This window comes from Streptomyces sp. SID13726 (genome assembly GCF_010548375.1).
Classification (GTDB): domain Bacteria; phylum Actinomycetota; class Actinomycetes; order Streptomycetales; family Streptomycetaceae; genus Streptomyces.
Genome location: NZ_JAAGLY010000313.1, coordinates 1 through 487 on the forward strand (window position 1 = coordinate 1; position 487 = coordinate 487).

General features: G+C 69.4%; 1 pseudogene. It reads left to right on the forward strand.

The annotated features are described in order from the left end of the window. Window positions 1-238: 238 nt before the first annotated feature. A pseudogene (locus tag G3I78_RS47810) lies at window positions 239-487 on the forward strand (sterol desaturase family protein); the annotation flags it as partial.

Consider the following 487-nt stretch of genomic DNA (forward strand, 5'->3'; position numbering starts at 1 on the left):
GCGGGGTCGGGCGGGCCGGGGAGGGCGTCAGGCCCGCCCCCGGGGACCGGGTCAGCAGGGACTTCACCAGCGCCCCCGCCGCCGTACCCGCCACACGTAAGAGAACCGTCTCGAAGCCCGTCATGCCCCTGCCCTTCCCCCGGCCCGGAGATTATCGCGCGAACCGCCGGTAACCCCGATGGATACCGATCGGTAACAACCCCTAGCGGTGCCCCCGAAGCCGCTCTATGGTGCGGGCATGCCGAACCTGCCCGATGTCGTGCTGTGGTCCATACCTGCCTTCGTGCTGCTCACCGTCATCGAGGTGGTGAGCTACCGGCTCCATCCCGACGAGGACGCCGCCGGCTACGACACCAAGGACGCTGCGACGAGCGTCGCCATGGGCCTCGGCAGCATCGGCTTCGACCTGCTCTGGAAGCTCCCGGTCGTCGCGGTCTTCACGGCGGTCTACGAACTGACCCCGCTGCGCGTGCCGTTCCTGTGGTGG